The sequence below is a fragment of the Microcoleus sp. bin48.metabat.b7b8b9.023 genome, from assembly GCF_013299185.1.
Taxonomy (GTDB): Bacteria; Cyanobacteriota; Cyanobacteriia; order Cyanobacteriales; family Microcoleaceae; genus Microcoleus.
The window spans coordinates 67824-75775 of the sequence record NZ_JAAFKG010000039.1 but is presented as its reverse complement, the minus strand read 5'-3'; the positions used below and the strand labels follow the sequence as shown (position 1 = coordinate 75775).

Below are 7952 nucleotides of genomic sequence, written 5' to 3'. Positions count from 1 at the left end.
TTGATGTACTCCACAGTAGCGTTTAAAGTCTTTGGGGGTTAACTTTTGTAATTCTTCGTAATTCATATTCTCAATCTAATTTTTGTTTTATTTTACCTCGAACGATTGCACTTTCGCAAGAGGTCTATAGAAAGGTTTCGGAGAATTTGGCAAACTGAGAGTAAGGTTAAATAGGAAGTCAAATTAATGACCAATACTACTCTCAATTTGCAGACTGCACCCGGCCATGCAGTCCTAGTGGCGGCTGGTAAGAAAATGCTGAGGCCGGGGGGGAAAGCTGCTACCGAAATGTTATTTGAATGGGCGGATTTTGGGCCTGGGGAGACTGTTTTAGAGTTGGCTGCTAGTTTTGGATATAGTTCGATCGCCCTTGCTGAACGTTTTGGCGTTAAAGTAGTGGGAGTTGAGAAGAATCCCGACAGTGTGGCGCGCGCTCGTGCTAACGTTGCAGCAGCGGGTTTGGGCGATCGAGTCCAAATTGTCGAAGGAGATATTTTTCACTTGGATCGGATTTCCCAAGAGTTTGATTGGGTGTTGGCTGAAGCTATCCTGACGATGCAGTCAGGGTTGGGGAAAGCTAAAATTATATCGGGAATTTGCGATCGGCTAAAACCGGGCGGCAAGTTTCTTTCTCACGAACTTTTAGCCAGAAACCGAGAATCAGAAATTCACAAAGCTTTGTCGGAAGTGATTCGGGCTAATTCCACGCCGTTGTCTGAGTCGGGCTGGATTGCGGTTTGCCAAAATGCGGGTTTGCTGGTAGAAAAGTGTCAAACTGGGGCGATGGGACTCCTCAACTTGCGGCGGATGCTTGAGGATGAAGGGTTTGCGGGCACTGTGCGAATTTTGTGGAATGTTCTAAGTAAAGCGCAAATTCGCGATCGGGTTTTAGCAATGCGTCGAGTTTTCCAGCATTACCAACAGGATTTAGGCTACATCATCATCTGTGCCAAAAAACAATCTTAAACCTGTTTCCAAAAAGAATCCAACTATAGCCTCGATTCTCAACCTTAATTCATCAGTCATCCCAATTCAAAATCCAAAATCTAAAATCGCCTTAGGGAGTCAAAAATTATGACTGCTACCATTTTACCGCTACAATCTTCAGCAATCCAACTCCGAGACACTATTGAATATCCCGCCGCCGGAGTGCTGACGAAAATTTTAGTCAAAGACAATAATTGTCAGCATACTTTAGTTTGTCTCGCTGCGGGTTCGGACATTGCCGAACACAGTTCGGCGCGGAATGCCACAGTTAATGTACTCGAAGGAAAGGGAATTTTGACTCTGGAAGGCAAGGATATTGTCTTGGAACCGGGAGTGTTTGTATTCATGCCCGCTCGCGCTCCCCACGCTTTGAAAGCTGAAGAAAACTTGGCATTTATTTTGACATTTTCCGAGTGAAATAATACCGGGCGAATGGAATTCGTGAGAATAATACCGGGCGAATGAAATTCGCGGCTACACAAACAAAACCCGCCTCCGCGGGTTGAAGAATGAGTGGTTAAAATTACCTAATATTCAGTCCGCGTCGGCGTCCTGGGGTTTTTATAGACGCGGTTTCAACCGCCGTCTTACTTCAGTCCGCGTCGGCGTCCTGGGGTTTTTATAGACGCGGTTTCAACCGCCGTCTTACTTCAGTCCGCGTCGGCGTCCTGGGGTTTTTATAGACGCGGTTTCAACCGCCGTCTTATCGGATTGTTAATCTATTTCATCTCCAGAGGCGAGATTCTCCAATTTTCCCCAATCCAACACAGTAATTTTTCCCCCTCGACTGTAGGATACAAACGGCTTTAGTTTCTTAAACAACCGCACGCATTCTTCATAGGTGATGCCAATACTGCGAGCAATTTGATAGTAGGGAAAACGTTTTTCTAAACATACACTATTATCCACAATATTCGTACCTTGCTCGATCGCAAAGTAATGAATGAATCTCGCCAGCCGCACGATCGCCCTTTCCGACACCAAACCGTGTACAGTCTCGTGCAGTTGCTGCAACCGCTGGTTAAAAACCGCCAATATTCGCAAAGCAATCTCAGGATTTTGCCGAATTGCTGCTAGCAAAAATTCCCGTTCTGTGGTAAGAACTTGCACGTCAGTTTCTGCCGTCACCGTTGCCAGCGCAACTCCGTTACCCAGCAAAGCAGGTGCGGCAAAAATATCTCCCTGAAATAAAGTGCGTAAAATTGTTTCTTTGCCCGCCGCCGCTGTTTTTGCTACCCGCAGCGAACCGCTCAAAAGAGTGTATAATTTTTCGGGGATGCGATCGCCCTCATACATCACAACTTCTCCCTGTCGGTAAGTCCGAATTGCTGTATGTTCTTGCAATCGCTCTAATTCAGTTCGGTTTAAGCTGGCAAATATCCCAATTTGAGCCAGTTGCTCGACAGTTGCTTTCATACATTTAACTTTAGGCGATCGGAGTCCATTGAGAGTATAATAACGGTGAATTCAGAATATATCGAGATCGGCAGAGACATCTACGAAAACGCAGAACCGGAATATCAGCGATATTATTTTGATGAGATAGCTGGCGGATTTGTACTCATCCACCAACAACACAATCTTAATAATTCTGAAATCTTTGTTGCTGAAGTTTTAGCTAAAATGGGAAAAAGAGTTAAACTTTTGAGCGAGCAAGCAGCAGAAGGTACGAGAACGCCAGATGCTGAGATAGACGGTCGGATTTGTGAATTTAAGGAGCTAACAGAATCTACTAGAAATATCAGGTATCGAGTTCAAGAAGGAATCAGCAGGGCCAAACGTCAAGGTGCAACAGTCGTAATTATCCATATCAATCGAAAAACTTACGAGTTTTGGAAGATAAACGACGGCATCAGAAAAGCTTTTTATTGGGACGAAGCTCAACTGATTCAAGCAATTATATTAGTATTCAACAGCGAAGAAGTTCAAAATATTGCTAGGGAGGAATGGGAAAATGGAAGACGTTTTTAATGAATTTGAAGAAGCTATACAAGTCGGCTTAAAAAATCATATGTCGCGAGAAGCGAAATTGATTACAGTTGGGCAAATTGTTTATGCAGTTACTCGTGATGAGCTGACAAATAAAGAAGGTTTGCAACTGGAAGAGATGTTGGGCGGTAGAGAACAGTGGAAAGAAGCGCTTGAGTACAGTATTTTTGGCTATCCAGTAGATACGGCAACGCCACCTTTAGACAAACCTCTAATTATTGCTGGCAAAACTTTTCATTCTCGCTTGATGACGGGGACGGGAAAATATCGCAGCATTGCCGAAATGCAGCAAAGTGTCAACGCTAGTCGGTGCGAAATTGTGACTGTGGCTGTGCGGCGAGTGCAAACAAATGCTCCCGGTCATGAAGGATTGGCAGAGGCTCTTGATTGGACTAAAATTTGGATGCTGCCCAATACTGCTGGTTGTCAAACTGCGGATGAGGCGGTTAGAGTGGCTCGTTTGGGTAGGGAAATGGCGAAGCTTTTAGGGCAGGAAGATAATAATTTTGTCAAGTTAGAAGTGATTCCTGATGCTAAATATTTGTTGCCAGATCCGATCGGCACTTTGCACGCCGCAGAGCAATTAGTCAAAGAAGGTTTTGCCGTTTTGCCTTACATCAATGCCGATCCGCTGCTGGCAAAACGCCTAGAAGAAGTCGGTTGTGCGACTGTCATGCCTTTAGGTTCGCCCATCGGTTCGGGGCAAGGGATCAATAATGCTGCCAATATTCAAATCATTATTGACACGGTGAATATCCCTGTGGTGGTGGATGCAGGGATCGGCACTCCCAGCGAAGCAGCCCAAGCAATGGAAATGGGCGCCGATGCACTGTTGATTAATTCTGCGATCGCCAATGCTCAGAATTCTCCGGCCATGGCAAAAGCAATGGGAATGGCCGCAGAAGCCGGACGTTTAGCGTACTTAGCAGGAAGAATGCCGGTCAAAGATTACGCGATCGCCTCTTCTCCTCAAACTGGCACTGTCACGTCCAAATAAATTCCTCGATTTGTCAGGGCGCTTGATAGTCTTTTTTGGTACAGTAATGGAAATCAAAAATATCGAGGATTGTTGCCCATGCCTTATACTACCGAAGAAGACGGACGCTTGAACAACTTTGCCAAAGAGCCGAAGATGTACGACGCCATACCTCCCAACAAGAACCAGCAACGGAACTACATCATCCTGGGTGTTGCAGGAGCCTTGTTAGTCGCTGGTTTGGTGTTTGTGGCTGCTTCTGTGTAAAAACTGGGCTGAGACTCAAAGCTGCTTCAAATCGCAATTTTAAATAATCATTGAACAAACCATGTTTTCCTACCAAGGTCAACATGGTTTTTGTGTTTCAATAAAAAGCAGGTAGTCGCAATAGTCCTGAAGCGTGCCTCGCGAGCTGGAAAACTATCATAAGACAAGCAGAAATTGGGTTTTTTCCTCTGGGCCGTCAAGTTCAGGGACTTGGGTGGCAATTAATCAGACGCGAGCGTCAGTAGATTTTAGATTTTAGATTTACTCCATAGATAAATCTGGGAGATTGAACAGGAGTCTGAAATTTTAAGATCTACACTCCTGAGGGTCGCGGTCTTGTACCATTTTTGGGCGGGTCACCAACATAAAATTGCTAATCGAAAATCTATAATCCTTTGATCGTCACCGGTGCGATTGACTATTCTTCGTGACTGGCGTTGTGAGCTACGAGCATCGAGATTTCAACTCTCAACTCTCAATTCTCAACTCTACAATCTACAATCTACAATCCCAAATCTAAAATCTAAAATCTAAAATCTAGAATCTAAAATCTAAAATCGCCAGACCGTGATGTCTATTCCTTCCCAAAAAGTTTCTAGCTCTAACAAGCAGATCTATCAACGCTTGAAACAGGCGATCGACCTCAACTTACGCCGTCAAATTTTTATTGCCGCCTGCGACGACTTGTGTTTGCGGGATTGTCTGGCGGCCCGCTTGCAGGCAGAATTAGCCGCCGAGGGCGCCGACTCGATTTCTCGTCCCTACCCGATCGACTATCCCCGATTTGTCAGTTTGGAACTCGACGTGAGCGATCCCAATCCTTGGGACTCGATCGCCGCATGGCTGACTCAACACCCACTGCCCCGAAACGGCGGCAGCTACAGCCGTTTGCCGGGATTTCAAATTCTCGGGGCCGAACACCTGACCAGGCACTCACCAGCCGTGCAGTGGTCGTTCCTGAGCTATTTGAGAGACATCGAGGCAAACCTGCAAATGTGCGAGTCTACTCTGTTGCTGTGGGTGTCGCGCCCTTGGCTGAGTTCGATCGAGCAATCGGCCCCGGAATTTTGGCAATGGCGCACCGGAGTATTTGAGTTTGAAGGCGAACCAACTCCAGCTAAGGGCGACTTCGGGCACTCGGAAGACTTGGGAGACTCGGAAAACTTCGGAAACTTGCGGGACAACGGAGACTATGGCGACAAACTTTCAATATATTTAAAGTCTTCTGAAGAATCCTCAATTCCCGATTCCGCATCTCCAATTCCCGATTCCCCATCTCCAATTCCCGATTCTGAACCCGCCACAACAGATTCTAAATCCGTCGAACTGGCAGATTTGGTGCTAGCAGCGGCCTCCCAGGAGTTGGAAGTAGAAGATAATCCCGCATCGGAAGACAATTTTCTGCCGCTGCAAACCCTGCAATACATTGCATTGCTGCAAGAACATGAGTGCTGTTCCGAAGCTTTGGCTTTGGCTTATCACAGTTTGGGAAATTATTACCGCGATCGGATTCTGGGCGGAGATTCCTCCCCGCAAAACCTGACAATTGCCATTCGCGCGATCGAGCAAGTGATTGCATACCTCGAACTCGACGACAACTCCCAGGAAAATCAACCACTAACCGAGGAATGCGCGCGGCTAATTTCCCAATTGACACAAAACTTAACTCAGTACGCCGAGGAGTCCCACTCCCTACCGCCAATTTCCGATCTGATCAACGATCTCGGTACTTTTTACTGGATGCTGTCGCGCGATCGCACGCAGCATAACGCAGCCGATCCGGTATCCTGCCTCGAACGCAGCATCGCCCTCTACCTTGAAGGTTTGAACCGCACAGATGCCGACAGCGCACCCCAAACCCGCGTGAGATTAAACAAAAATTTGGGCATCGCTTCGGCAGATTTAGCCCGCTATCAAGACAAGACAGAGAACTTGCAGCAAGCAGTTGCAGCTTACCAACAAGCCCTACTGGATCTAGACCGGGCGGCGGAACCCCAGCAGTACGCGGCGGCTCAGAATAATTTGGCGACAGCATACTGGAATTTAGCTCAAGATGGTCAGCCGATCGTCTATCTCAAAAGCGCGATCGCCGCTTACACTCAAGCCCTTTGCTGTTACAGTCCCGATCGAGAACCGCTAAACTATGCCGGAGTCCAAAACAACCTCGGTACGGCTTGCTGGAACCTCGCCCAGCACGAGCCCTCAGAACTCTTGTTAGTCAGGGCGATTGATGCCTACCGCGAAGCCTTGAAATACCGCACCCGAGAATTGGTACCCGCCGCCGCCGCCGCCACCTACAACAATCTCGGTACCGCTTATTGGCATTTGGGGAACCAGTTCCAGCAGAAACAGGCCCGGACGGAATCTTTACAGCAGGCAATTACCGCCTACGAAACTGCACTGGATATCGCCGGCCAGCTCGATCGATCCCAACTCACCTTTGACACCTGGGCCGCCCGCAACAATCTCGGACTAGCCCACTATCAACTAGCCACAGATCTAGATTTTGGCACCAACAAAGCCGCCCAAACCAGCCATTTAGAAGCAGCACTGCACCACCAGTTGCAAGTGTGTGCCGAATGGGGACAACATCTCAACGACAAAGGGTTAACATATGGAGATAAACTTAACCTGCAAGCCCCGCCAAACTCTCAAGCTGCCGATTCCCGGCAAACAGCATTGAGTTATATTGTTAAAACGATTAGAGCTTTCTATAGTGAATGTGGGCTGCAAGGCCAAAATCTAGCCTTATCCAAAGTGCCCGGAGATTTATTGCCTGAAATCTTGCGTAGGTTATAAATATGGCTATAAATATGGCTATAAATATGGCTACAACTATTAAAAGCTCAATTTTTTCGAGATTTGTATCCAGTTTTCTATTATTATGGCTGAATATTCTTGCCTAATTCTTCAAACAAAGTTGTGGTCATGGCCCCTGTAAAAATCCTTGTGGTTGATGACGACCCGGCAATCCGAAATTTAATTCACCGTTTTTTGAGCCAGCAAGGTTATCAAGTTGAGTCGGCCGCAGACGGTCAGACTGCTCTGGAATTATTTGAGCAACTCAATCCTGACTTAGTAGTTCTAGATGTAAATTTACCCGATACTACTGGCTACAAACTCTGTCAAGAAATGCAAAAACGGACGGGCGTGTTTGTGTTGATGCTGACCAGCCGAACCGATGAAGCTGACAAAATGAAAGGGTTTGCCGAAGGTGCTGACGACTACATTACTAAACCTTTTAGTCTTGTAGAAATTGGAGCTCGCGTTGCAGCAATTTTGAAGCGCAAACGCATTGTTACTCCGGCTCAACAACAAAGTCTGACCTTTGGACAGCTACTAATAGATCCCGTCCGGCGCGAGGTAATTCTCGACAGTCAGATAGTTGCTTTGACGGCTTTAGAATTCGACCTGCTGTACTGTTTGGCAAGCAAACCCGGTCGCGTATGGAGGCGATCGGAATTGCTGCAAGAAGTCTGGGACTACGAGTATGTGGGAGCCGATCGCGTGGTGGATGTCCATATCGGTCAAATTCGCCGCAAAATTGAACCAGATACGAATCAAATCTCAATGATTCAAACCGTTCGGGGTGTGGGTTACAAGTTTGAACCAAAAACCTAGTAGTATTAGCCATTCGGCAGCCGGATCTTTAGACACAAGGCTGTAGGCAGGTTAACCAAATATCTTCGATTGATATCCAGGATATTTGTCAACCGGGAGCATCTGAAATTTT

At 46.8% G+C, this 7952-nt stretch carries 8 protein-coding genes; 7 read left to right on the top strand and 1 reads right to left on the bottom strand.

The features are described from left to right. Nucleotides 1-186: 186 nt before the first annotated feature. Nucleotides 187-966 (top strand): methyltransferase domain-containing protein, encoded by a 780-nt coding sequence (locus QZW82_RS21000; protein ID WP_293152235.1) that lies wholly within the window; start codon nucleotides 187-189, stop codon nucleotides 964-966. Nucleotides 967-1074: 108 nt separating this feature from the next. Further along, nucleotides 1075-1404: a cupin domain-containing protein gene (locus tag QZW82_RS20995; protein WP_293152232.1), complete on the top strand. Its 330-nt coding sequence runs from the start codon at nucleotides 1075-1077 to the stop codon at nucleotides 1402-1404. 297 nt (nucleotides 1405-1701) lie between these two features. On the opposite strand, the gene QZW82_RS20990 is transcribed toward QZW82_RS20995, so the two are convergent. Further along, nucleotides 1702-2403: a Crp/Fnr family transcriptional regulator gene (locus tag QZW82_RS20990; RefSeq protein WP_293152229.1), complete on the bottom strand. Its 702-nt coding sequence runs from the start codon at nucleotides 2401-2403 to the stop codon at nucleotides 1702-1704. Nucleotides 2404-2448: 45 nt separating this feature from the next. Here QZW82_RS20990 and QZW82_RS20985 point away from each other — a divergent pair, with 45 nt between their 5' ends. From QZW82_RS20985 to QZW82_RS20965, 5 genes are all read left to right on the top strand, one after another. Further along, nucleotides 2449-2958 (top strand): hypothetical protein, encoded by a 510-nt coding sequence (locus tag QZW82_RS20985; RefSeq protein WP_293152226.1) that lies wholly within the window; start codon nucleotides 2449-2451, stop codon nucleotides 2956-2958. After that, nucleotides 2942-3973 (top strand): thiazole synthase, encoded by a 1032-nt coding sequence (locus QZW82_RS20980; protein WP_293152223.1) that lies wholly within the window; start codon nucleotides 2942-2944, stop codon nucleotides 3971-3973. The genes QZW82_RS20985 and QZW82_RS20980 overlap by 17 nt, the downstream gene beginning before the upstream one ends. A 78-nt stretch (nucleotides 3974-4051) precedes the next feature. Continuing rightward, complete coding sequence (locus tag QZW82_RS20975) at nucleotides 4052-4219, top strand: ssl1498 family light-harvesting-like protein (RefSeq protein WP_293152220.1); 168 nt, start codon at nucleotides 4052-4054, stop codon at nucleotides 4217-4219. Nucleotides 4220-4789: 570 nt separating this feature from the next. Beyond that, nucleotides 4790-7018: a tetratricopeptide repeat protein gene (locus QZW82_RS20970; RefSeq protein ID WP_293152217.1), complete on the top strand. Its 2229-nt coding sequence runs from the start codon at nucleotides 4790-4792 to the stop codon at nucleotides 7016-7018. A gap of 129 nt (nucleotides 7019-7147) precedes the next feature. After that, complete coding sequence (locus tag QZW82_RS20965) at nucleotides 7148-7840, top strand: response regulator transcription factor (protein ID WP_293152214.1); 693 nt, start codon at nucleotides 7148-7150, stop codon at nucleotides 7838-7840. Nucleotides 7841-7952 lie beyond the last annotated feature (112 nt).

Bases quoted from the DNA above. Each gene is read 5' to 3' on its own strand.
- QZW82_RS20990 (WP_293152229.1), bottom strand. From the start codon at position 2,403: ATGAAAGCAACTGTCGAGCAACTGGCTCAAATTGGGATATTTGCCAGC.
- QZW82_RS21000 (WP_293152235.1), top strand. From the start codon at position 187: ATGACCAATACTACTCTCAATTTGCAGACTGCACCCGGCCATGCAGTC.
- QZW82_RS20965 (WP_293152214.1), top strand. From the start codon at position 7,148: ATGGCCCCTGTAAAAATCCTTGTGGTTGATGACGACCCGGCAATCCGA.
- QZW82_RS20970 (WP_293152217.1), top strand. From the start codon at position 4,790: ATGTCTATTCCTTCCCAAAAAGTTTCTAGCTCTAACAAGCAGATCTAT.
- QZW82_RS20975 (WP_293152220.1), top strand. From the start codon at position 4,052: ATGCCTTATACTACCGAAGAAGACGGACGCTTGAACAACTTTGCCAAA.
- QZW82_RS20980 (WP_293152223.1), top strand. From the start codon at position 2,942: ATGGAAGACGTTTTTAATGAATTTGAAGAAGCTATACAAGTCGGCTTA.
- QZW82_RS20995 (WP_293152232.1), top strand. From the start codon at position 1,075: ATGACTGCTACCATTTTACCGCTACAATCTTCAGCAATCCAACTCCGA.